Consider the following 23,341-nt stretch of genomic DNA (forward strand, 5'->3'; position numbering starts at 1 on the left):
AGTCTCTCTGCGGCGATTGGGGCCGCCATGGTAACGGCAGCGAGGGGGAGTCTCAAGCGTCCTGCGGTGGTCGCGAGTCGGGGTCGCTGACCTGGCTGCGGACCCGGGGAGCGATCTGGTTGCGGCCGTTGGCTTTGGCGGAATACAGCTGCGCGTCCACCTGTTGCAGCAGCTGGTTGATGGAGTCGGCCTGGGTAATCGAACCAACCCCGGCGCTGATGGTGACCGGCAATGCCCGCCCGCGGAAGTGGAAATCCGCCTGGGTCACCTCCGCCCGCAACCGCTCCGCCAGGCTCAGGGCCTGGAGCAGTGAGGTATCCGGCAGCAGGACCAGGAACTCCTCGCCGCCCCAGCGGGCCGCGAGATCGGTTTGCCGCACCAGTTTCTGCAGCAGCCTGGCAAAGCGCTGCAGCGCGATGTCGCCGGCGTCGTGACCAAATTCGTCATTAATCCGCTTGAACCAGTCCAGGTCGATCAGGGCAATGGAGAAATGGTGACCGGAACGCTGATAGCGGGAATGCTCGGCCAGCAACCGCTGATGCATGTCACGGCGATTGGCCAGTCCGGTGAGTTCGTCAGTGCGGGCGGCCCGTTCATGGCTCAGGGCCAGAGCCATCAGCTCGCTGCGGGCCTTCAGCCGGCTATACTCCAGCACGTAGCAGAAGATCGACTCGAAGGCGATGGTGGCAAAGAACCGCACCTTGAAATCGAGGGTGTACTCCGCGCTGACGAAGGGCAGGCCGGGAAACTGGAACACGATGGTGGCAAACAGCAGGCAGCTGAGCAGCAGCAGGGTGCCGAGCTGCAGACCGGTGAGATAGAACAGCAGTGGCGGGAAGACATAGAACCACAGGGGGCCGGTGTTGCTCTCGCCGCCTGAGGCGAACAGGTAGGCGAACAGGCCCGCGACCACCAGGATCAGGCCTCCCTTGTGCTGCCGGGAGTTGCGGGTCCACAGGAACAGCAGGATGTTCAGGCCCACCAGCAGGGCGAACCCCCACAGTACCAGGGCGTGGGTGGGATGGCCGGACAGCCAGGACTTGACGCCGATGCCGACCAGGAACAACAGGGCCATGGCGGAGAGCCAGGCCAGCACCCGTGCGACCCGGTTCTCCTCGTCCCGCTGGGTGTTGTCGTCTTGTAGCTTGGTGAGCTCGGTCATGGCCGCAAACGGAGGTTGTTGTAATTATTGGTTGGTGACCTGCAGCATCAGCCATCGGTCCACTCAATGCACCGATTATGCGCCAATTTTGACGACAATACAGCCAATTAGCATGACCTGGTCGACAACCTGAAGCGGAAGTTGGCCTCCCTTGGGGGAGCGGTTGGCGCGTTCGAAGATTTCAATTTGGTGACAAAAAAATTATAGTGCGCCCCTGATTCACGAGGTACAGGCACGGTAGTTCCCATGGCCCAAACGAACAGTTTTCTTGACACCCTTCTCACCAGTTCCGGTACGGAACGCTATCGCGTAGGACTCAGTCTGTTGTTCCTGCTGGGGATATTCCTGGCGGTTGGTCACCTCAGCAGCGGCATGCCCAACAGCATGCTGTTGATGGCGGCGGCCGTAATCGGCGGTTACATGGCCATCAATATCGGCGCCAACGATGTGGCCAACAATGTGGGGCCGGCCGTCGGTTCCGGCGCCCTGACGCTGGGGGGCGCGGTCCTGCTGGCGGCGGTGTTTGAGGCGGCGGGCGCCCTGATTGCCGGTGGCGATGTGGTGTCCACCATCAAGGGAGGCATCATCGCGCCGGAGCGGCTGAGCAATCCGGACAGCTTCGTCTGGCTGATGACCGCGGCCCTGCTGGCCGGTGCCCTGTGGCTCAACCTCGCCACCTGGATGGGCGCGCCGGTGTCCACCACCCACTCCATCGTGGGGGGCGTGCTGGGTGCCGGTATCGCGGCCGGTGGCTGGGGCATTGCCGACTGGTTCGTGATGGGCAAGATCGTCGCCAGTTGGGTGATCTCGCCCGTGCTGGGCGGTGTGCTGGCGGCCTTGTTCCTGTTCCTGATCAAGAAGGCGGTGCTCTACCGGGCCAATGTGATTCCGGCGGCCCGCACCTTCGTACCCTGGCTGGTGGCCATCATGGCCTGGGCGTTTGGCACCTACCTGATGGTCAAGGGCGTCAAGAAGGTGGTCAAGGTGGACTTCCTGGACGCCTCGCTGGTGGGACTGGGCGTGGCGGCCCTGGGTTTGCTGGTGATGCGGGTGCTGGTGTCCCGGCGGGCGGCCACCATGGAGAACAGCGCCTCCGGCGTGAACACCCTGTTTACCTGGCCGCTGATCTTCGCCGCCGCCCTGCTCAGCTTCGCCCACGGCGCCAATGACGTGGCCAACGCCATTGGCCCGCTGGCCGCCATCAACGATGCCTTGAGCTCCGGGGGCGTCATCACCGCCGCCAGCATCCCGACCTGGGTGATGGTGGTCGGCGCGCTTGGCCTGGCGGTGGGGCTGATGCTGTTCGGACCGCGGCTGATCAAGACCGTGGGCAGCGAGATCACCGAGCTGGACAAGACCCGGGCGTTCTGTATTGCGTTGTCGGCGGCGCTGACGGTCATCATCGCCTCCCAGCTCGGCCTGCCGGTCAGCTCCACCCACATCGCCATCGGCGGGGTGTTCGGGGTCGGTTTCCTGCGGGAGTACCTGAAGTCCAATTACGCCAGTCAGCTGCACTCCATCATCGACAATCACGACGCTGCCGAGCGGGCGCGTCTGCAGCCGTTCCTCGACAACTTCCGGGACGCCTCGGTGGAAGAGATGGAGTCGCTGCTGAAGAAAGCCCGCAAGAACAAGCGCGAGGTGCCGCTGTCCAAGGCCGAGCGCAAGCGCCTGAAAAAGATCTACCGGGAAGAGATGGTGAAGCGCTCGCACCTGACCCGGATCGTGGCGGCGTGGGTGATCACCGTGCCGGCCTCCGCGTCCATGGCGGCCGTGCTGTTCTTCACCATCCGGGGGCTGTTGGTCCAGTGATGCCTAGAGTCCCGTCTGGTTGCCAGCCCGGGCAATCGTCCATACTATTGAATGCGGACCCGGACACGGGGCCGCAGCGTACCATCAGCCGGGGAGTACCCAATGAGCTCAGCAGAAGAAAGTCGTCAGTCCAAGACCATCAGTGAGTTACGGGGCTTTATCAAGAAGGTGTTGAGCGATCCAACCGTGGCGGTCAAGTCGGTGGAAATTGCCCGCAAGTACCGGGATCAGCCGGGCGCAGACGAGAAAATCGCGGAAGAGATCAGCGCCAACACCATCCTGCGCATTCCTGAAAACTGGAGTGAAGCGGATCGGATGTTCCTGGAGGTCCTGCACGAGGTGCTGGACGACGAGGCGGCGCTCTACTGATCGCCCCCCTTCCTTCCCGTCGAGCGGGCAGGCGTTCAGGCCTGCCTGCTGTCGGGTTGATGCTGCGCCAGCACCGCCTGCGCAGTTTCCGTCAGAATCGTCAGCTCATCATGGATGCCCGGCTCGTGCGCCAGGGCCGCCTGTTCGGCCAGGATGTCCCGCAGGATGTCTTCGGTGGTCAGGGGGTTGGCCAGCACCACCCGGAACACAATGCAGGGGAAGTGCTGATACCGCGCCGGCTCCAGGCGGGTTCGAGAGACGAAGGCCTTGCCGCGTTCCCGCTGGGTCTTCTGGATGAACTTGGTGATCCGGTTCAGGCAGGTGTTGATGCGCTCCATCTGAGCCGGGTCCGCCAGCGCCAGGGCCTGCTGCACCAGGGGTGGGTTGTAGCGGTAGGTGAGGATGTTTAGCTCCGGCCGGGTGATCAGTTCGAAGTCTTCCCGGTCGTTGATCAGGTCCGCAAACAACCTGGCCTTGGCAATGCCCTGATTGATCAGGATTTCGTACCCTTCCCGGGCCAGAATCTTGAGCCCGGAATGGATCAGCATCGACATCCCGGGCCGGGAGCCTTCCAGCGTGGTGCTGCCCAGGTCGCGGGAGCCCTTGCGGATAATGTATTGGGCGTGGTGCTCCACCGCGCTGGCCAGCGCCGGGTCGCGGAATACCACCAGGCCTACCCCCATCGGTACATAGAGCTGTTTGTGGGCGTCGAAGGTGACCGAGTCGGCCTGTTCGATGCCTTTGAGCAGGCGGCCATGTTCGCGGGAGAACAGGGTGGGGCCACCCCAGGCGGCATCGACGTGGAAATGGGCGCCAAACTCCCGGGCAATGTCGGCCATGGCCTCCAGCGGGTCGACGTTACCGGTCTCGGTGGTGCCGGCGATGCCGCAAATGGCCATCACCTTGATCTTCTGTTTCTGCAGTTCCAGGCACTTGTCCCGCAGGGCGTCGGTCTGGATGCGGTTGTCGTCGTCGGTGTCCACCGCCACCAGGAATTCCCGGCCCAGCCCCAGCACGTCGGCGGCCTTGCGCAGGGAATAATGGCCACGTCGTGACACCAGCACCGCGGCGCCCTCGTAACCGTAGTAACGCAGGGCCCGGAACAGGCCCTCCTCGTGTATGCCGCGGAAGCTGCCCTCGGCCGGGAAGGCGCGGTTGCGGGCCACCCACAGGGCGGTCAGGTTGGCGATGGTGCCGCCGGAACACATGGCACCCAGGGAGTGGCGGGGGTCGTGCATCCACTTGCGGTAGAAGGCACCGTCCTCGTTGTACACCAGCCGGTGAATCATGCCCAGTACCTGACGCTCCATCGGGGTGAACGCCTTGGAGGTCTCGGTCTTCACCAGGTTCTGGTTGAGCGCGATCATGATCTTCGACAGCGGCAACATGAAGTAGGGCAGGGCCGAGGTCATGTGGCCGATGAAGCTGGGGGACGCGGTGTGGACCGAGTTGGCCACCAGCTTGTCGAGCAGGAACTGGGCCTGCTCGGACACGAACACCGGCTTCTCCGGAATGGCGGAGTCGGAGAAGTCCTTCTCGACGTCGCTGAGATCGCGTTCGATGGCGACGATGTGTTCCTGCAGGAACCCAGCCAGATTGCTGGAGATGTTCTGGTCAATCCGGCTCAGGGTGGATTCCGGTGCCTCGGGAACCGTGAATACTCGATACATCGCCTCTACCGAGGCGTGAGCGGATTTTTTCTTTCCAGTCATAAGCGCCACTCTGTCTCAGTGGTATTCCGCGGGGCCATCCCGGCTGGCCAGCGGATCACGGCGAGAAGCCCTGCTTCTCATCAAACTGTCATCAGCAGTCTGGCACAGTTGCCCCGCCAAGGGCCATGCCACTGCCATCCGGCGTCCTTAGGGGGCCGTAGTATACGGGGTCGCCCATGCTCATGCCACACGGCCCTTGGTCTAAGGGCTGAAACGGGGTTGCCGGGATTGGGCACGGTGCCGGGGACGGGATGGCTCGCCGGGGCTAGAGCAGTTCCCTGTGGACGCTCAATACCGGCGCGTCGATGCGCTCGGCAATGGCTTTTTCGATCTGGTCGAGCCGTTGGGCGATCAATTGGGAGGAGGTGCCCAGGGCGGCGATCGACCAGGTGGCGCAGTCCAGGGCATCCAGGTCGGCGGTTTCGGCCACGGCCAGGTCCGCCTCCTTGCCCCAGAGCACTCGCAACGGTGCGAAGGCTTTGCGCTTTGCCTTGATGTCCTCACAGCCATACACCTGAAAGTGCAGGGTCATGACACCGATGTGCGGTGTGATGGACGGTTGCTGGCTGTCGGTGTTCAGTAGGCGACGGAGAGTGTCGGACATGATCGGGCCCTTGCGCAATGACCGCCGTGCCCGCTGCGTTGAGCGGGCACGGTCAGAGGGAGTTGCGATCAGTCTACTACAGGCGTGGCACGCTGGATAATGGCCTGAACGTCCACGCCGCGGGGCAGGTTGCCATAATTGAGGCCGCCGGGCTGTTCCAGGCGGGAGGCGCAGAAGGCATCCGCCACGGCGGCATCGGAGTGTTGCAGCAGCAGCGCGCCCTGCAGGGACAGCGCCAGCCGGTCCACCAGGTTGCGGGCGCGGTACTGCAGGTCCTGGCTGTTGCCAAAATCCGTTTTCAGCTCGCTGACGAAGCGGTCAAAGCGGTTGTCGGCACCCCTGGCCCGTTCCAGCTCGGCGAAAAACGCGGCCAACGCATCCGGCGATTTCTGCAGGGCCCGCAGGGTGTCGAGACACTGAACGTTGCCGCTGCCCTCCCAGATGGCGTTCACCGGCGCTTCCCGGTACAGCCGGGGCATGATGCAGTTCTCCATGACCCCGCTGCCGCCAATGCATTCCATGGCCTCGTAGGCGTGGTTGGGGGTGCGCTTGCAGATCCAGTACTTGCCCACCGGCGTGGCCAGGCGGGTGAGCAGGCGCTCGTGTTCGTCATCTTGCTGGTCCAGGGCCCGGGCCACCCGCAGGGTCAGGGTCATGGCCGCCTCGCTCTCCAGCGCCAGGTCGGCCAGCACGTTCTGCATCAGTGGCTGCTCGCTGAGGCGGGCACCGAAGGCGCTGCGGTGACGACAGTGGTGCAGGGCCTGGGCGGCGGCCTGGCGCAGGCCGCCGGAGCTGCCGATCATACAGTCGAAGCGGGTCATGGCGACCATTTCGATGATGGTCGGCACACCGCGTCCTTCCTCGCCGATCATCCAGGCCAGCGCGCCCCGCAGTTCGGCCTCGCTGGAGGCGTTGGCCACGTTGCCCATCTTGTGTTTCAGGCGCTGGATCTGCCAGGGGTTCTTGCTGCCGTCCGGGCGCCAGCGGGGCATCAGGAAGCAGGACAGGCCGCCCGGTGCCTGGGCCAGCACCAGGAAGGCGTCGCACATGGGGGCCGATACGAACCACTTGTGGCCGACCAACTCGTAGGCCTGGCCCGGGCCTCCCTGGCCCAGGGGGTAGGCGCGGGTGCTGTTGGCGCGCACGTCGCTGCCCCCCTGTTTCTCGGTCATCGCCATGCCGATGGTCACCGACTGCTTCTCGCCGTCGGGCACGTTGCGCGGGTCGTAGCTGTTGGCGAGGATCTTGGCTTCCCACTGCGCCGCCAGTTCCGGCTGCCTTCGGATGGACGGGATGGCCGCAAAGGTCATGGTGATGGGACAGCCGTGGGCAGCCTCCACCTGGGAGTGCATGAAGTACTTGGCGGCGCGCGCGACGTTGGCGCCAGGACCAGGGTGGGTCCAGGGGCTGCTGTGCAGGCCATGCTCCATGGAGATCTTCATCAACTGGTGATAGGCGGGATGGAACTCCACCTCATCGATGCGGTGACCGTAACGGTCGTGGGTGTGGAACACCGGCTTGTGCTCGTTGGCCTTGAAGCCCAGGTCGATGGTCTCGGCACGGCCGGCGAGGGCACCGAACTGAACCAGCTCCTCGTGGGCCCAGCCGCCCCCTTCCCGTGCCACCCCTTGCTGCAGGGCCTGGTCCTGCAGGTACAGGTTGTAGTTTTCCAGCGCCGGCGGTTGATTGGTCACTTCATGGGTGACCGCCAGGTAGCGGTCGTCGGCGGACCGTGTGTGCGGGGCAGCTTGCTGGCTGTTCATGATTACCTCCGGGTACCGGTCAACCCCTGCAGGCAGAAATTGACGATGGTGTTGATCAACGGTTCGTGGTCGGTGGCAGCCACCACCTCCGTCCCGCTCTGGACGGGGGACAGCGGTCCCACCAGGCTTTCCGCGATGGCGCCAACCAGGCAGGTGCTGCTGTGCCGTGCCTCCTGCGGTGGCAGCGAGCCCTCCGCAACGCCTTGCCGAATGGCTTTTTCGAACAGCGCGGCGTAGGCCCGGCGGTAGACCAGTCGCTCCGCCTCCACCCGCGGGTCCACCGGCTCGGCGATCAGTGCCCACGCCGTCACCGGTCCCCGCAGGGCACGGTTGGCAAAACTCCGCAGGGCACGATCGAGCCGTTCCACCGCATCGCCCTCGCCGGCCAGCTGCTCCGCGACCTTGTCCACCTCGTGCTGGGTGGCGGCGCGGAACACCTCGGCAAACAGCTGCTCTTTCGACTCGAAATGGCGGTAGATGGTGCCGGTGGCCACTTCCGCCCGACTGGCCACCTGGGTGACCTGGGCGTGACGGAAGCCGCCTTCACTCACCAGGTGCCGGGCGCAGTCCAGGATACGCTGTCGGGTCTCGGCCTTGCGTCGGCGCATCTTCTCAGTCTCGCGATAAGCCATGTGGCTTCCTCTTGCTAACAAGTGAATCACTATTCATTCCTTCTGTCAAACGCTCCGGTGACACCGTTGCCCTGGCCTGAGCGCTATTCAGAGGCTACTTAGGCGTTGTTAAACCGTAACTTACCGCAAAATGACACGTGCTTCCTGTGGCGATGGAGGCAGCCCTGACCGGCGGCTGGGAGACTGTCATCGTTTGGTAATATAGTTGCAGTTACCCTAACCGCTTTGGAGCCTGTCTGCGTGGGTGTCCGGGCGTGTATGATTGGGGCAAGCCGTTTTGTTTCCGAACTGCCTTACACACCTACAGGAGGTTTTCGTGGTCACTCCCACGCATCGAGCATTCTCCGCCACCCGCCTGCGCCGTAACCGGGCCGACGATTTTTCCCGCCGCCTGGTCCGGGAAAATCGACTCAGCGTCGACAACCTGATCTACCCGGTCTTTGTGCTGGAGGGGGAGGGCCAGCGTGAGGCGGTGCCGTCCATGCCCGGTGTCGAGCGGCTCAGCATCGACCTGCTGGTGGAGCAGGCCGCCGAGTGGGTGGCCCTGGGGATTCCGGCGCTGGCTCTGTTTCCGGTGATACCGCCGGACGAAAAGTCGCTGTCTGCCGCCGGGGCCTGGGACAGTCAGGGCCTGGTGCAGCGCACGGTGCGTGCCTTGAAGAAGGCCCACCCGCAGCTGGGGGTGATCACCGACGTTGCCCTCGATCCCTACACCACCCACGGTCAGGACGGCATCATCGACAACGATGGCTACGTGCTCAACGACGTGACGGTGGAGGCCCTGGTCAACCAGGCGATGTCCCACGCCGATGCCGGCGCCGATGTGGTGGCGCCATCGGACATGATGGATGGCCGGATTGGTGCGATCCGCCAGGCGCTGGAGGAGGGCGGGCACGTCAACACCCGCATCCTGGCATACTCCGCCAAGTACGCCTCCAGCTACTACGGCCCCTTCCGCGACGCGGTCGGTTCCGCCGCCAACCTGGGTAAGGGCAACAAGGCCACCTACCAGATGGACCCGGCCAACAGCGACGAGGCCCTGCACGAGGTGGCCCTGGACCTGGAAGAAGGTGCCGACATGGTGATGATCAAGCCGGGCATGCCCTACCTGGACATCGTCCATCGGGTAAAGCGGGAGTTGCAGGTGCCGACCTTCGTGTACCAGGTTAGCGGTGAATACGCTATGCACATGGCGGCGGCACAAAACGGCTGGCTGGACGGCGACCAGGTGATGATGGAGAGCCTGACGGCCATGCGCCGGGCCGGTGCCGATGGCATCCTGACCTATTTTGCGGTGCGCGCAGCGCGCCTATTGAAACAACAGGGGTGATGGCCATTCACGCCAGCGGCGTGGCAGCCGTTCACCCGGTGACAGACACCAAGCCAAGGATCCTAGCGAGATGAGTACGGAATCTGCGAACGCCCTGACACCCGCCAATGAGGCGCTGGAGGAGCAGGCAGCCGGCGCCGGGGAATTGCTGCCGGCGATTGATCCGACCGCCAGCGAGAACTACTTCAACCGGGAGCTCAGTCATCTGCAGTTCAATTACCGGGTGTTGCAGCAGGCGCTGGATCCCACTCATCCCCTCCTCAACCGGCTGATTTTCTGCTGTATCTTCAGTAGCAACATGGATGAGTTCTTCGAGATCCGGGTTGCCGGGCTGCGTCAGCAGATCAAGTATGGCCGCGAGAGCGTCGGCCCGGACGGCATGCTGCCCAATCAGCTGCTGAGCGAAATCAGCCAGGTGGCGCATCAGTACATCGCCGAACAGTACGACATCCTCAACAACGTGCTGATCCCGGAGATGGAGAAGGAGAACATCCACTTCGTCCGCCGTCGCGAATGGACTGCGGCGCAGGCGGAGTGGGTAAGGCGCTACTTCGAGGACGAGATCCTGCCGGTGGTTAACCCCATTGGGCTGGACCCGTCCCACCCCTTCCCGCGGCTGGTCAACAAGAGTCTGAACTTTATTGTCGAACTGGACGGCAAGGATGCCTTCGGCCGGGAGACCGGGATGGCCATCGTGCCGGCGCCCCGATCGCTGCCTCGTCTGGTGCGGTTGCCGGATGAGGTGTGCGACGGCGGCGACAACCTGGTGTTCCTGTCGTCGATGATCCACGCCCACGCCGACGAGCTGTTCCCGGGTATGGAAGTGAAGGGCTGCTACCAGTTCCGCCTGACCCGAAACGCCGACCTGGAGCTGGAAGACGACCTGGAAGACCTGGCCTCGGCGTTGCGTGGCGAGCTGCTCAGCCGTCGCTTCGGCGATGGCGTGCGGCTGGAGGTGGCGGACAACTGCCCGGAAGAACTGGTGCAATTCCTGTTGCGGGAGTTCGGCCTCACCGAGCGGGATCTGTATCAGGTGCATGGGCCGGTCAACCTGACCCGGCTGATGGCGGTGAGCGGCCTGGTGGAGCGGGAAGACCTGGTGTATCCGGGGTTCTCCCCGGCGGTGCCGAAGAAGATCCGCAACAGCGAAGACATTTTCGACGTCATCCGTCAGAAGCCGGTGTTGCTGCTGCATCCCTATGAGAGCTTCACTCCGGTCATCGATTTCCTGCGCCAGGCAGCCAAGGATCCCCAGGTGCTGGCGATTCGCCAGACCCTGTATCGCACCGGCGCCGATTCCGAGATCGTCGAGGCGCTGATGGACGCCGCCCGTCGGGGCAAGGAGGTGACCGCGGTGATCGAGCTGCGGGCCCGTTTCGACGAGGCGGAAAACCTGGAACTGGCCAGCCGCCTGCAGGAGGCCGGGGTGATCGTGGTCTACGGCGTGGTAGGTTTCAAGACCCACGCCAAGATGATCCTGATTGTGCGCCGCGAGGAAGGGCGCCTGAAGCGCTACGTCCACCTGGGTACCGGCAACTACCACGCTGGCAATGCCCGCTTGTACACCGACTACAGTCTGTTGTCCTGTGACGATGCCCTCGGTGATGACGTCAACAAACTGTTCCAGCAGCTCACCGGCATGGGCAAGGCGCTGAAGATCAAGAAGCTGTTCCACGCCCCCTTCACCCTGCACAAGAAGCTGATCGAGCTGATTGACCGGGAGGCCGGCTATGGCGAGAAGGGCCACATCGTGTTCAAGATCAATGCCCTGACCGAGCCGGAAGTGATGCTGGCGCTGTATCGGGCGTCCCAGGCCGGGGTGCGGGTGGATCTGATCATCCGCGGCATCTGCTGTTTGCGGCCGGGCGTGTCGGGGCTGTCGGAGAACATTCACGTGCGCTCCATCATCGGTCGCTTCCTGGAGCACACCCGGGTCTACAGCTTCGGCAACAACGGCAAGCCGGAGGTCTACTGTTCCAGCGCCGATGGCATGGTGCGCAACCTGATCAACCGGGTGGAAGTGGCCTTCCCGGTGGAGGACAAGGACCTGGCCGAACGCCTTCGCGGCGAACTGGACGCCTACCTGGCGGACAACTGCCAGAGCTGGGTCTTGCAGGCCGATGGCCAGTACGTCCAGAATCATCCGGCAGAGGGGGAGGAGCGTTTCGCATCGCAGCTGGTGCTGCTGGAGCGCCTGACCGGCAAGTAGGTGGCCGGCTCTGTCGGCCCAAGACGGGAGTAGCAGGATCTGTGAACAGAAAATGGATGTTGGCCGGCGGACTCGCGCTGGTAACCGCGGCCGCCGCGCCCTGGGTGGTGGGCAGCGTGACCGAGCGCCAGTGGCGGCAGGCCACTGACGAACTGAATACAAGCCAGTCGCTGTTTGAGCTGGCGACCGAGCACTACGACCGCCGTTATCTGGGCGCCGATCTGGCCGGGACGCTTATTATCCAGAACCCCCAGACCGGAGAGACCACCGCCATTCCCTACCACGGCGAGGTGAGCCACCGGCTCTGGGGCAGCGAATTGCGGTTCTCCCTCGAGCAGGCGTTTGGCGAGGCCGCCGCCGAACTGTTCCCGCAGGAACAGCCCCGTCTGGTGGTGGACACCCGGCTCTGGGGCACCGTGTTGGTGGAGCTGGAGGTGCCGGCCATCAGCGTGGACGATCCCGACACCGGGGAAAGCCTGAACCTGGCGGAGAGCTACGGCTGGGCGGAGATCGGTGACGGCGGACGCCAGGTGGACATGGACCTGCGCTGGCCGGGCCTGGCGGTGCGGGGGCCGGGCATGCGCGTCGGGATGGACGACCTGCGACTGAGCCAGAGCATGGCCCGGATCAAGGGCGATGTCTGGGCCGGCGAGGGCGAGATTCGCATGGCCCGGCTGGAGCTGGTGGACGATGCCCGGGCCTCGGTGGCCCTGGAAAACCTCACCGTGACCAGTGAGACGACCAGCGAGGACGGCGACCGGCGCTTCACCTCCCACTCCGAGCTGGCGTTGGAGAACGTGGTGGTGGACGACCAGAGCATCGGTCCCCACCGGCTTTCGTTCGAGCTGGCGGGCGCGGAAGTGGACAGCTGGAACCGGCTGACCGATGCGCTGGGCCAGTTGCAGACCCTGGGGTCGGCGATGGCCAGCCTGGCACCGCAGGCGCAGTTTGAGCGCCAGCGACAGGTGATGGCCCAGGTGTCGGAGGCACTCCGGCAGTTGGCCGGTCACGGCATTTCACTGAACATGCCGGAGCTGAGCCTGCAGACGCCGGCGGGGGCCATGACCGGCTCGCTGGCACTGCGTCATCCGCAGTTGGACGAACCGGCACGCCAGCAGATGCTGATGGTGATGCCGGGGCTCGAGGGCGAGCTGGAGCTCAGTGTGCCGGAGGCGCTGCTGGAGCAATACCCGGCGTTGCGGCCCCAGCTGCTGCCGGCCATCGAGCAGGGGCTGTTGGTGCCGGACGGCAACCGCCTGCGCCTGAAGGCGCATCTGCAGGATCTGGAGGTGGACATCAACGGTCAGGTATGGCCGCTGCCACCGATGATCTGAGGGGGAAGGTTTCAGCCCCGTTCTGGCGAACGGGGCGGTCAGCACTTACTGACCGGTGAGCTGGTGGTACTTCGCCATCAACTGTTCCTGGTTCTCCACCCGTTCCGGGTCCACCGGTATGCAGTCCACCGGGCAGACGGCCTGGCACTGGGGCTCGTCGTAGTGGCCGACGCACTCGGTGCACTTGTTGGGATCGATCACGTAAATCTCGTCCCCCGGCGAAATGGCTTCGTTGGGACATTCCGGTTCACAGACGTCGCAGTTGATGCATTCGTCGGTAATCATCAGGGCCATCGGGCTACACCTCGGGGTCTTGCTGAAACACCGCTATTCTACCGGAAACCGCCGCCTATTTGGCGAATGATTGTGCTCCCGATTGTCGGTTGTTCAGCTTCTGCCGAATTTCCGGTTCAGGGCCTCGGCCACCACCGGCGCCACAAATTCCGAGACATCCCCGCCCAGGGAGGCGATTTCCCGGATCAGGGTGGAGGAGATGTAGGACAGGTGGTTGGCCGGGGTCAGGAACACGCTCTCCACTTCCGGCGCCAGGTGACGGTTCATGTCCGCCAGCTGGAACTCGTACTCGAAATCCGACACCGCCCGCAGTCCCCGCAGGATCACGGATGCCCCCTGGTCGCGGACGAATTCCGCCAGCAGGTTGCTGAATCCGGTGACCCGCACATTGTCCAGGTGGCTGGTGGCCTGTTCCACCAGCTCAACCCGCTCCTCCAGGCTCAGCAGCGGCTGCTTCTTCGGGCTGTAGGCCACCGCAACCACCACCTGGTCAAACAGCTTGCCGGCCCGTTCGATCAGGTCGGTATGGCCGTTGGTGATCGGGTCAAAGGTTCCGGGATAAATGACAGTGGGCATACTGGGCTCCTTCTGGTCTGGAAGCGGGTAGCATACCAGCATCCGGGCCAAATGTTGGCCGGGCATCCCACCTTTGTCGCGGTGGTGGAACGCCCGCCCGTTCAGCCCGTGAGTCGGTGGACCAGGTGGCTGCTGTTGCGTGCGGCCAGGGTATAGACCGACAGCTGTGGGTTGGCGCCGATACTGGTGGGGAACAGCGAGGCGTCATGCACGCTAAGGTTGGCGACCTGGTGGTGACGGCCAAAACCGTCGACCACGGATTCCCGCGGATCTTGCCCCATGCCGCAGCCGCCCATCTGGTGGGCGGTGAATAGTCGGGCGCGATGCAGCTCCATGGGGATGCCGGCGATCGCGGCGCGGGCTTCCGTCCAGGAGCGATACCAGGGCGAGTCCATGTGGACCAGCCGCACCTGCTTGGCACCGGCGGCGAATTGGGCCTCGGCCATGCGCAGGTAGGCCTGGCGAAGCCCCTGCCAGAGGTAGTCGGTCACCGGATAGTCCAGCACCGGACTGCCGTCGTCCCGCAGGCTGACGGTGCCGCCCTCACTGTCGGGGTGGAAGCCGTCACGCACCAGCGCCAGCATCGACTGCAGCCAGGGCAGTCGGGCCAGGTTGTCGCGCATGGCCTCACCGTGACCGGGCAACACCCCGCTGGCCATGGCCGGGTGCAGGGGCGGCACTTCCAGCTTGAAGCCGGCGGGACCGTCCACCCCCTGCTTGAAGTTGAACTCGTCGGAGTAGATGGATTGGGGGGCACCGTAGTAGGGGTCGGTCCGCTCCGGCATCTCCGCCACCGTGGCGTTGACCGGATGGAGGAAGGTGCGCTTGCCCAGCCGCTCATAGGGATCCGGCAGCTCCGAGCGCAGCAGCAGTCCCGGCGTGCCGATGGCGCTGGCGGCCACCACGAAGTGGCGGGCGCGGACCTGGAGGCGCACCGGCTTGGCCGTGACGCCGTCCGCCTCGAACGGGGTGGCCTCCAGATGGGTGATACGGTCCTGGTCCAGTACCAGGCGGTCGGCCCGCAGGCCGTGGATAAGGCGGGCCCCGTGGTCCAGCGCGCCGGGTACGGTGGTGGTTAGGGCGCCCTGCTTGGCGTTGGTGGGACAGCCCACGCCACAGTAGCCCAGGTTCCAGCAGGCCTTGACATTGCGGGGGATCACCGCCCAGGACCAGCCCAGTTGTTCGCAGGCCCGTTTCAGGGTGTCGTTGTTGGCGTTCGGGGGCACCTGCCAGGGGGCGATGTTGTGGCGCTGGGTGCGACCGTCAAACCAGGGGGCCAGCTGGTCGGGGCGCAGGTCCTCGAGGCCGAAGCGGTCGGCCCAGAAGTTCAGGGTGGGTTCCGGGGTGCGGAAGCTGGAAGTCCAGTTCACCGTGGTGGAACCGCCCACGCAGCGCCCCTGCAGGATGGCGATGGCGCCGTCTCGGGTCACTCGGCTCATGCCTTCCTGGTAGAGGGTGGCGTAGGCGGTGAGTTCGTCCATCCGGAAGTCTTTCTGGTGGTAAAGGCGGCCCTCTTCCACCATCAGCACCGACAGCCCGGCGCGGGCAAGGATCTCGGCGCTGGTGCCGCCACCGGCACCGGTGCCGATGACCACCACGTCGGCTTCCAGGGTCTGGTCCTGGTGCAGGGTGGCGCCGTCGGTGACCGCCCAGCCTTTCGCCAGGCCCTCGGCAATGGGATCGTTTACAGCCATCTCATACTCCAGGTTGGGGTCAGGCGGGGGGGTGGAATTGTGGCAGGCTCCGGGTGGCCCAGTCCTGGGGCCCCGGATAACCGCTCACTGACCAATGGTCGCGGTGGCCGTAGAAGGCCACATTGCTGATCTTGGTCAGCGCGATGTAGCCCTTGTTGAACAGGCCGATACCGCTGGAGCGCCAGCGCTCGAGGAAGGCCTCGGCCTCGGCGGTGGTCACGTTGGGCCAGCTGGACCAGACCCGGGCCACGGTGACCCGGGTCAACCCCAGGTTGAGCAGGTCGAACAGTTTGCGCAGTTCCGCCTGGTTGGTGGGGCCGAACCGGACGATGGCGGCATCGATGCGTTCGATGGTGGCGCGGATCTGCAGGCGCCGCTCCTCCGGCTGCTCGGTCATGGCCGAGCCAATGATCGCCGGCAACAGGGCCTCAAACAGCACGATGTCGTCAGCGGTCAGGAAGCGGAACCGGTAACCGTCGGTGGCTTGGGCGGCATCCCCCGGTTGCTGGCCGGCGGGTGTGGTGGCGCAGCCGGATAGGGCGGCGGTGAGGCTGGCCCCGGAGAGCAGCAGGGCGCCTCCAAGGCCGGTTTTCAGCAATTGGCGGCGCCCGGGATCGTCGGGCGCCGCCTTATCCTGGCAGGGGCGGTGTGGCATAAAGAGACGCTCTTATTGTTGTAATGCCGTCTTGCGGTTGAGTCGTTGTCGGGACGTCAGCGGATGAACAGCTTGTACACCATCTTGTGCATGGCGGTGCCATGGGGGGCGTAGACAAACTTGCCGCTGTTGAACCGTTGCTTGGTAAAGATAGAACGGTGATGGGAAAAAGTCAGGAAACCTTCCCTGCCGTGGTAGTGCCCCATACCGGAATCGCCGATACCGCCGAAGGGCAGGTCGTCCTGGGCCACGTGCATCAGCGCGTCGTTGATGCACATGCCGCCGGAATGGGTATTCTCCACCACGTGATTCTGCAGGCTCCGGTCGTAGCCGAAGTAATACAGCGCCAGCGGCCGCGGTCGCTCGTTGATGTAGTGGATGGCCTCGTCCAGGCTGCCGTAGCTGACAATCGGCAGGATCGGGCCGAAGATCTCGTCCTGCATCACCTTCATGTCCGGCGTGGTCTTGAGCACCAGGGTCAGCGGGATCTTGCGGGTGCCGTCCTTGAGGCTCTCCCGCGCGGGGTTGATCTCGATCAGCTCGGCCCCCTTCTCGCGGGCGTCGTCCAGATAGGCCTGCAGCCGCTGGTATTGGCGCTCGTTGATGATGGCGGTGTAGTCCTCGTTGTCCCGCAGGGTGGGGTACATGTTGGAGAACTGGGTGCGGAACTCGTCAACGAAGGCCTGGGTGCGGTCTGCCGGGCACAGCACGTAGTCCGGGGCGACGCAGGTCTGGCCGGCGTTGAAGGCCTTGCCGAACGCCAGGCGCTGGGCCGCGTCGGTCATGGGCACATCCGCCGACAGCAGGGCGGGGGACTTGCCACCCAGTTCCAGGGTCACCGGGGTCAGGTTCTCCGCCGCCGCCCGCATGACGAGTTTGCCCACCGAGGTGGAGCCGGTGAACAGCAGGTGGTCGAAGGCCCGGCCGGAGAAGTCGGCGGCCACCTCCGCTTCCCCCAGGATGACGGCGACCAGGTCTTCCGGGAAGGTGCTGGTGATGATGTCGTGGAACACGGCGGAGGTGTGGGGGGTGAACTCGGACATCTTGATCATCGCCCGGTTGCCTGCCGCCAGGGCCGCCACCAGGGGGCCGACCGCCAGGAACAGCGGGTAGTTCCAGGGCACGATGATGCCCACCACGCCCTTGGGCTGGTAGCTCACCTGGTTGCTGGCCGGGCGAAACAGCACCGACACGTGGCGCTTCGAGGGCTTCATCCAGTCGCCAAGGTTTTTCATGGCGTAGTTGATGCCCTGCACCGACGGCATCACTTCGGCGATCCGGGTCTCGTCGCGGGAACGGCAGCTGAAATCCTTGTCGATGGCCTGGATCAGGCGCTCTTCGTGGGTGAGCAGGGCGCGTTTGAGCCGCTTCAGGTTTTCCTGCCGCTCTGCCAGCGATGGCATGGGGTTCTTGCGAAACGCTGCGCGTTGAGCCGCTAACACTTGCCCGGTGTGTTGAATCTGCTTCTTGCTCTCGGTCAGTTCAATGACGGTCGCACCCATAGCTCTCTCCTCGTGTCCGCCGGTGTGCTCCCGGAATGCGGGCGCAGGCGGTTTCAAATCGGATCGCGGTATCGGACGATTGTGCGTAAATTGTCCAATTTGCGCTCACTGCTATTATTAGAGTATATACTCTAGCCGTCAAGCCAACGAAATAACGGGAATAACGGGTGCAACGGGTCACCCCGTCTCGCGGGTCAATGGCGGGGCGAACAACAACAATTACTGTGAGCGTATGAAAACCAGAGACAAGATTATCCTGGCCAGCCTGGAGCTGTTTAATGAGCGTGGGGAGCGCAATGTCACCACCAATCACATCGCCGCGCATCTGGCGATCTCTCCGGGCAACCTGTATTACCACTTTCGCAACAAGTCCGACATCATCTACGAGATCTTTCTCGAGTATGAGAAGCTGGTGGACTATTACCTGCAGATACCGGACGATCGTCCGCTCACCCTGGACGACATGAAGTTCTACCTGGAGTCGGTATTCGATGGCCTGTGGGCCTACCGTTTCTTCCACCGGGACCTGGAGTTCCTGCTCGACAGTGACGAACGACTGCGTCAGGACTACCGGGAGTTCACCAACCGCTGCCTGGTGGCCATCGACCGAATCTTCCTCGGGCTGACCGACGGCGGGGTGATCCAGCGGCAGTCGGAGGAATTGCGCCGGGCCATGTCGCTGAACGTCTGGCTGGTGATCACCAACTGGATGGCCTTCCTCAAGACCGCCCATGGCACCGAGATGGACAGCAGCCTGTCGACCAAGCGGATGCGGCAGGGCATCTACCAGGTGCTGACCCTCGAAATTCCCTACCTGACGGCGGAGTTCTATGACCGGGTGATGACGTTGCGGGAGCAGTACCGCCCGGACTTGCCGGACAACGGGATCTAAGGGGGGCGGCCGGAACGCGGAACGGGGTCGACACAAAAATTGTGGAACTTTTGATCAATTTCCGGGTCTTAATTTCGACGCTGATGGATTCGGACATCCGGGGCGTCTCCTGAGTGAGTTCTCAGGTTTTAGCACGTCGCAAACCCTGACGTATTGCCGGCGCCGCCAATGGTGAGCCGGCTTTTTTTTGGCCGCCTCAGACCTGCTGAATCTCCGGAGCCTCCTCGATGGGCTGCTCCAGCCAGTCCGCCAGGATCTCCCGGGTCTCGTCCACGCCACGCTTGGAGGTGGCGGAGAACATCACCAGGTGTTGCACACAGCTGAAGGCCTTCAGTTTCTTGCCAATGGTCAGCATGGTGGTCTTGGCCTGACCGAACTTGAGCTTGTCGGCCTTGGTGGCGAGGATGGTCAGCGGCAGGCCATTGTGCTCACACCACTCCACCATCATCTGGTCGAAGTCGGTCAGCGGGTGGCGGATGTCCATCACCAGCACCAAGCCGCGTAGACAGCGCCGGGCATTCAGGTAATGGCCCAGGTGCTGCTGCCAGTCGTCCTTCATGTCCCTTGAAACCTTGGCATAGCCGTAGCCCGGCAGATCCACCAGACGGCAGTGTTCGCGGTTGAGGGAGAAGAAATTGATCAGCCGGGTCCGGCCCGGCGTCTTGCTGGTGCGTGCCAGTTTGCCATGGCCGGTGATGCAGTTGATGGCGCTGGACTTGCCGGCGTTGGAGCGTCCGGCAAATGCCACCTCGGCGCCGAAATCCGGCGGACACTCCTGCAACCGGGAGGCGCTGATCAGGAAGCGGGCGCTGTTGAACGATACGGGTTTGGGCTGTTGGTCATCCGTCACGGAATTCGGTTTTCCTATTGGATTTCAGTTATCAGGGATTAATGTATAATGCTACACCAATTTTGGGCGGCACGCCGAGCGTCGCTGCCGACAGCCCCGGTTAAAGCCTGGACGGCCTGTGCCTGCCGGCTGCAAGACAAATAATCTTTTTGAGATGAGAGAGAAGCGGAGCGAGCATGAAGAAACTGATCGCAGGTGTTGTTCTCGGCGTTGGCCTCACTGCGCTGGCGCACGGGGCAGGAAATCCTGAAGCAGGCCAACAGAATGCGGCGGTATGCGCCGGCTGTCACGGCCAGGGCGGCGCCCAGCCTGTCATGGCGACCTACCCGAAACTGGCGGGTATTGGTGAAAACTACCTGTACCGCCAGCTGAGCAATATCAAGTCCGGGGCCCGCACGGTGCCGGAAATGACCGGCCTGCTGAACAACCTGTCCGATCAGGACCTGCAGGACCTGGCGGCCTACTTTAACCAGCAGAGCACGCCAATCGGTCAGGCCGACCCGGAGCTGGTCGATCGCGGTGCCGCCCTCTATCGCGGTGGTAACCTGGCCTCCGGCGTGCCTGCCTGTGCCGGCTGCCACAACCCGCAGGGCAAGGGTAACGAGCCGGCGGGCTACCCCCGTCTGGGTGGTCAGAATGCCGAGTACGTGGCCAAGCAGCTGAAGGCGTTCCGCGACGGCACCCGCTCGGGCACCCCGAACGCCCAGATCATGGCTGACGTGGCGGCACGCCTGACCGACGCCGAGATCGAGGCCGTGGCCAGCTACGTGTCCGGTCTGCACTGATTATTGCTGGTGCGCCGATCAAAAACCCGCTTCGGCGGGTTTTTTTGTGGGTTACGCGGGTGTAACCCGGCGGGTGTGGCTAGCGTTGCCGGGGCTGGGTCATAATTGGTGCCCTGCCGGGAGCTTATACAATGCGGTGGACTCACAGACAGCTTGGGACCGTCAGGTCGAACTTCACTATCAACACCTTTTGCAAACCGGAGACTTGCTATGATCAGAATGCTGAAAATGACGCTGTGGTTACTGTTGGTGGCCACCTTTGCGGTCCAGGCCGAGCCCCAGTGGCAAGAAGGGCGTCATTATGAGCGTTTGGAAGATCCGATTCGCACCACCAGCGAGGACCGGATCGAGGTGCTGGAGGTGTTCTGGTACGGTTGCCCCCATTGTTACGACTTCAAGCCGCTGGTCGAGGCTTGGGAGGAGGACCTGCCCGAAGACGTCGAGTTCGCCATGCTGCCGGCGGCCCTGGGACGGACCTGGGAGGTTCACGCCCGCACCTTCTATGCCCTGGAAGCCCTGGGCGAGATGAATCCGACCACCAACGACGCGCTGTTCGATGCGATCGCGGGCGAACGTCGGCCGCTCAACAACGTCGAGGCACTGGCCGGGTTCCTGGCCGACTACGACGTCGACCCCGAGGCCTTTACCAAGGCGTTCAACAGCTTCGGCGTGAACGCCCGGTTCCAGCAGGCCCAGGCAAAGGTTCGGGGGGCGCGCATCACCGGTGTTCCGACTATGCTGGTAAATGGGAAGTACAAAGTCAGCGGAAGCACCGCGGGTGGCCACGAGCAGATGATCGAGGTGGTGGATTACCTGATTGAGCAGGAGCGCGCCGCCGTCGAATGAAGTCCGTAGGGGGGCGGGTAAGGTGGCCGGCTGGATCGCCCCTGTCGATTGGTGAATATCGAGTCATGTACAAGCGTATCCGCAAGCAATTCACGGGGGTGCCGGGGGCGGAGGCCGTTCCCCGGGGGGCCTGTTCCGGCGAGGTGCATGTGCCGGACTTCGAGCCCCAGCGCCATATCCGCTTGCTGACCTTCAATATCCAGGTCGGTATCAATACCTCGTCCTACCACCATTACGTGACACGCAGCTGGCAGCACCTCCTGCCCCATCGCCGCCGCATCGAAAACCTGGACCGCATCGCGGCCCTGCTACGCAGCTACGATGTGGTGGCCCTGCAGGAGTGTGATGGCGGCAGCCTGCGCAGCGGCTACATCAACCAGGTGCAGTACCTGGCCGAGGCGGCAGGGATTCCCTACTGGCATCAGCAGCTGAATCGCAACCTGGGGCCGTTGGCCCAGCACAGCAACGGCCTGCTCAGCCGCTACCGGCCGCTGGATGTCACCGAGCACCGCCTACCGGCGCTGATTCCCGGTCGCGGCGCCATCATTGCCCGTTACGGGGTGGAGGAGGACCCGCTGGTACTGGTGATGATGCACCTGTCCCTGAGCCGGTCCGCCCAGCAGCGCCAGTTGGGCTACATCCGCGAACTGATTGCGGAGTACGAGCACGTGGTGCTGATGGGGGATATGAACAATCACGCCGAGGAGTTGCTGGAAGAGACGCCGCTGCGGGAAACGGATCTGGTGCCGTTACCCTCAACCGCGCACAGTTTTCCTAGCTGGCGGCCCGAGCGGGCACTGGATCATATCCTGGTGAGTCCCAGCCTGGAGATCCGCCGTTCGGAGGTGGTGAGCTACCCGCTGTCCGATCACCTGCCCATCGCCATGGATATCGCCCTGCCCAAGGGCTATCTGGAGAAATACTGAGCCGGCAGTGACCGTTTACCCATAAAAAAACCCGGCTTGGTGCCGGGTTTTTTGTGGTCGCCAGATCGGAGTTACTTGATCTTGGCTTCCTTGTACGCAACGTGCTTGCGAACCACCGGGTCGTACTTCTTGATCTCGACCTTTTCCGGGGTGTTGCGCTTGTTCTTGGTGGTCGTGTAGAAGTGACCAGTACCTGCAGATGAAACCAGCTTGATCTTCTCGCGCATGATGCGGCTCCTTAAACTTTCTCGCCGCGGGCGCGAAGATCGGCCAGCACAGCGTCAATGCCTTTTTTATCGATGATGCGCATGCCCTTGGTGGATACGCGCAGCTTTACAAAGCGCTTCTCAGACTCAACCCAGAAGCGGTGGTTCTGCAGGTTGGGCAGAAAACGACGCTTGGTGTGGTTCATCGCGTGAGAAACATTGTTACCGGTTACCGGCCGCTTACCGGTTACCTGACAAACTCTGGACATACTTGCCTCCGACCTGAGCGTTGGTCTACTAAACGAATTCGTTAAATCGCGTCTCTGGTTGCTACTTGCGCCTTGGGGTGCACGCGCTGCCCGCCAGACTCCGCCAGAAAGGGACGCTTTTATACCAGAACTGCCCCCCTAACGCAAAAAATTGTTGGGAAATTGGCCAGCTTTTTTGCCGGTGCCGCCGGGAATCGCTCGCCAGGGGATTAGACAAGCCCCCGTTCCGCCAGTGAGATCACCTCGCCATGGCCCACCACCATATGGTCCAATACCCGGATATCCACCAGCGCCAGGGCCTCTTTCAGCCGGGCGGTGAGCGAGATGTCGGCCTGGCTGGGTTCGGCCACGCCGGAAGGGTGGTTGTGAGCGAAGATCACCGCGGCGGCGTTGTCCTCCAGGGCCTGACGGACCACCTCCCGGGGGTAGACCGCCGCGCCGTCAATGGTGCCACGAAACAGCTCCCGGTAGTGTATGACCCGATGGCGGTTGTCCAGCAGCAGGGCGGCGAACACCTCGTGGGGGTAAGTGCCCAGGCGGCTGCGCAGGTAGGCACGGGTGTCTTCCGGGGACCGCAACGGACTGCCCTGGCGCAACGGCTCGTCCATCACCCGTCTGGCCATCTCCATGGCGGCCTGGACCTGGGCGTACTTGGCGGTACCCAGGCCCCGGATCTCGCAGAACTGGCGCTGTGAGGCGGTCATCAACCCCCGTAGGCCGGCAAAGCTGTCGATCAGGTGGCGGGCCAGGTCCATCACCGGCATGCCGGCGGTGCCGGTACGCAGGAAAATGGCCAGCAGTTCTGCGTCGGAGAGGCTGCCCGGGCCATGGGCCAGCAGCCGCTCCCGGGGCCGTTCATCGGTCGGCCAGGGGGCGTTGGTCATCGCGGAGTCCTTTCTCTGAAGTTGTTGGAGTCGGC

The 23,341-nt window shown here is 63.7% G+C and carries 23 protein-coding genes; 9 read left to right on the plus strand and 14 right to left on the minus strand.

What is annotated here, in order from left to right; genetic code table 11:
* Window positions 1-52 precede the first annotated feature (52 nt).
* Window positions 53-1,162, minus strand: coding sequence for a GGDEF domain-containing protein (locus R3175_RS09945; protein WP_318944117.1), 1,110 nt, complete (start codon window positions 1,160-1,162; stop codon window positions 53-55).
* Window positions 1,163-1,408: 246 nt separating this feature from the next.
* Between R3175_RS09945 and R3175_RS09950 the strand changes: the two genes are divergently transcribed.
* Both R3175_RS09950 and R3175_RS09955 read left to right on the plus strand, forming a co-directional pair.
* Complete coding sequence (locus R3175_RS09950) at window positions 1,409-2,974, plus strand: inorganic phosphate transporter (RefSeq protein WP_318944118.1); 1,566 nt, start codon at window positions 1,409-1,411, stop codon at window positions 2,972-2,974.
* 102 nt (window positions 2,975-3,076) lie between these two features.
* A complete protein-coding gene (locus R3175_RS09955) occupies window positions 3,077-3,343 on the plus strand; it encodes a hypothetical protein (protein ID WP_318944119.1) in 267 nt (88 codons plus the stop codon).
* 35 nt (window positions 3,344-3,378) lie between these two features.
* Here the strand turns inward: R3175_RS09955 and panP are convergent, their stop codons facing one another.
* The 4 genes from panP to R3175_RS09975 all read right to left on the minus strand — a co-directional run bounded on the left by panP (window position 3,379) and on the right by R3175_RS09975 (window position 8,054).
* Complete coding sequence (gene panP, locus R3175_RS09960) at window positions 3,379-5,055, minus strand: pyridoxal-dependent aspartate 1-decarboxylase PanP (protein ID WP_318944120.1); 1,677 nt, start codon at window positions 5,053-5,055, stop codon at window positions 3,379-3,381.
* 265 nt (window positions 5,056-5,320) lie between these two features.
* Complete coding sequence (locus tag R3175_RS09965) at window positions 5,321-5,659, minus strand: DUF503 domain-containing protein (protein ID WP_318944121.1); 339 nt, start codon at window positions 5,657-5,659, stop codon at window positions 5,321-5,323.
* 68 nt (window positions 5,660-5,727) lie between these two features.
* Entirely contained in the window at window positions 5,728-7,422 is a 1,695-nt protein-coding gene (locus R3175_RS09970) for an isovaleryl-CoA dehydrogenase (RefSeq protein ID WP_318944122.1), read from the minus strand.
* Between the two features lie 2 nt (window positions 7,423-7,424).
* A complete protein-coding gene (locus R3175_RS09975; RefSeq protein WP_318944123.1) occupies window positions 7,425-8,054 on the minus strand; it encodes a TetR/AcrR family transcriptional regulator in 630 nt (209 codons plus the stop codon).
* A gap of 316 nt (window positions 8,055-8,370) precedes the next feature.
* Between R3175_RS09975 and hemB the strand changes: the two genes are divergently transcribed.
* The 3 genes from hemB (at window position 8,371) to R3175_RS09990 (ending at window position 12,927) form a co-directional block, all read left to right on the plus strand.
* Window positions 8,371-9,384 carry a porphobilinogen synthase gene (hemB, locus tag R3175_RS09980; RefSeq protein WP_318944124.1) on the plus strand — a complete coding sequence of 338 codons (1,014 nt, stop codon included), beginning with the start codon at window positions 8,371-8,373 and terminating at the stop codon, window positions 9,382-9,384.
* 70 nt (window positions 9,385-9,454) lie between these two features.
* Window positions 9,455-11,593, plus strand: coding sequence for a polyphosphate kinase 1 (ppk1, locus tag R3175_RS09985; protein WP_318944125.1), 2,139 nt, complete (start codon window positions 9,455-9,457; stop codon window positions 11,591-11,593).
* A 41-nt stretch (window positions 11,594-11,634) separates the two neighbouring features.
* Entirely contained in the window at window positions 11,635-12,927 is a 1,293-nt protein-coding gene (locus tag R3175_RS09990; RefSeq protein ID WP_318944126.1) for a DUF945 family protein, read from the plus strand.
* A 45-nt stretch (window positions 12,928-12,972) separates the two neighbouring features.
* Here R3175_RS09990 and R3175_RS09995 read toward each other — a convergent pair whose 3' ends face one another.
* The 5 genes from R3175_RS09995 to R3175_RS10015 form a co-directional block, all read right to left on the minus strand.
* Window positions 12,973-13,221 (minus strand): YfhL family 4Fe-4S dicluster ferredoxin, encoded by a 249-nt coding sequence (locus R3175_RS09995; RefSeq protein ID WP_318944127.1) that lies wholly within the window; start codon window positions 13,219-13,221, stop codon window positions 12,973-12,975.
* 93 nt (window positions 13,222-13,314) lie between these two features.
* Window positions 13,315-13,797 (minus strand): pantetheine-phosphate adenylyltransferase, encoded by a 483-nt coding sequence (gene coaD / locus R3175_RS10000; RefSeq protein ID WP_318944128.1) that lies wholly within the window; start codon window positions 13,795-13,797, stop codon window positions 13,315-13,317.
* Between the two features lie 101 nt (window positions 13,798-13,898).
* Entirely contained in the window at window positions 13,899-15,491 is a 1,593-nt protein-coding gene (locus R3175_RS10005; protein WP_318944129.1) for a GMC family oxidoreductase, read from the minus strand.
* A gap of 19 nt (window positions 15,492-15,510) precedes the next feature.
* Window positions 15,511-16,146: a hypothetical protein gene (locus R3175_RS10010; RefSeq protein WP_318944130.1), complete on the minus strand. Its 636-nt coding sequence runs from the start codon at window positions 16,144-16,146 to the stop codon at window positions 15,511-15,513.
* A 56-nt stretch (window positions 16,147-16,202) separates the two neighbouring features.
* Window positions 16,203-17,648 carry a coniferyl aldehyde dehydrogenase gene (locus tag R3175_RS10015; RefSeq protein WP_318944131.1) on the minus strand — a complete coding sequence of 482 codons (1,446 nt, stop codon included), beginning with the start codon at window positions 17,646-17,648 and terminating at the stop codon, window positions 16,203-16,205.
* A gap of 232 nt (window positions 17,649-17,880) precedes the next feature.
* Between R3175_RS10015 and R3175_RS10020 the strand changes: the two genes are divergently transcribed.
* The gene (locus R3175_RS10020) at window positions 17,881-18,540 is read left to right on the plus strand and encodes a TetR/AcrR family transcriptional regulator (protein WP_318944132.1); all 660 of its coding nucleotides are present in this window, start codon (window positions 17,881-17,883) and stop codon (window positions 18,538-18,540) included.
* Between the two features lie 196 nt (window positions 18,541-18,736).
* On the opposite strand, the gene yihA is transcribed toward R3175_RS10020, so the two are convergent.
* Window positions 18,737-19,390 (minus strand): ribosome biogenesis GTP-binding protein YihA/YsxC, encoded by a 654-nt coding sequence (yihA, locus tag R3175_RS10025; protein ID WP_318944133.1) that lies wholly within the window; start codon window positions 19,388-19,390, stop codon window positions 18,737-18,739.
* A gap of 176 nt (window positions 19,391-19,566) precedes the next feature.
* On the opposite strand from yihA, the gene R3175_RS10030 reads away from it, so the two are divergent.
* From R3175_RS10030 to R3175_RS10040, 3 genes are all read left to right on the plus strand, one after another.
* Window positions 19,567-20,175 (plus strand): c-type cytochrome, encoded by a 609-nt coding sequence (locus R3175_RS10030; protein WP_318944134.1) that lies wholly within the window; start codon window positions 19,567-19,569, stop codon window positions 20,173-20,175.
* Between the two features lie 210 nt (window positions 20,176-20,385).
* On the plus strand, window positions 20,386-21,021 hold the full coding sequence (locus R3175_RS10035; RefSeq protein ID WP_318944135.1) for a thiol:disulfide interchange protein DsbA/DsbL: 636 nt from the start codon (window positions 20,386-20,388) through the stop codon (window positions 21,019-21,021).
* Between the two features lie 65 nt (window positions 21,022-21,086).
* A complete protein-coding gene (locus R3175_RS10040; RefSeq protein ID WP_318944136.1) occupies window positions 21,087-21,947 on the plus strand; it encodes an endonuclease/exonuclease/phosphatase family protein in 861 nt (286 codons plus the stop codon).
* 71 nt (window positions 21,948-22,018) lie between these two features.
* Here R3175_RS10040 and rpmG read toward each other — a convergent pair whose 3' ends face one another.
* The 3 genes from rpmG to radC form a co-directional block, all read right to left on the minus strand.
* A complete protein-coding gene (gene rpmG / locus R3175_RS10045) occupies window positions 22,019-22,174 on the minus strand; it encodes a 50S ribosomal protein L33 (RefSeq protein WP_271979033.1) in 156 nt (51 codons plus the stop codon).
* An 11-nt stretch (window positions 22,175-22,185) separates the two neighbouring features.
* The gene (gene rpmB, locus R3175_RS10050; RefSeq protein ID WP_092020087.1) at window positions 22,186-22,422 is read right to left on the minus strand and encodes a 50S ribosomal protein L28; all 237 of its coding nucleotides are present in this window, start codon (window positions 22,420-22,422) and stop codon (window positions 22,186-22,188) included.
* Between the two features lie 209 nt (window positions 22,423-22,631).
* Window positions 22,632-23,306 carry a RadC family protein gene (radC, locus tag R3175_RS10055; RefSeq protein WP_318944137.1) on the minus strand — a complete coding sequence of 225 codons (675 nt, stop codon included), beginning with the start codon at window positions 23,304-23,306 and terminating at the stop codon, window positions 22,632-22,634.
* Between the last annotated feature and the right edge of the window lie 35 nt (window positions 23,307-23,341).

It is taken from the genome of Marinobacter sp., assembly GCF_033722735.1.
Classification (GTDB): domain Bacteria; phylum Pseudomonadota; class Gammaproteobacteria; order Pseudomonadales; family Oleiphilaceae; genus Marinobacter.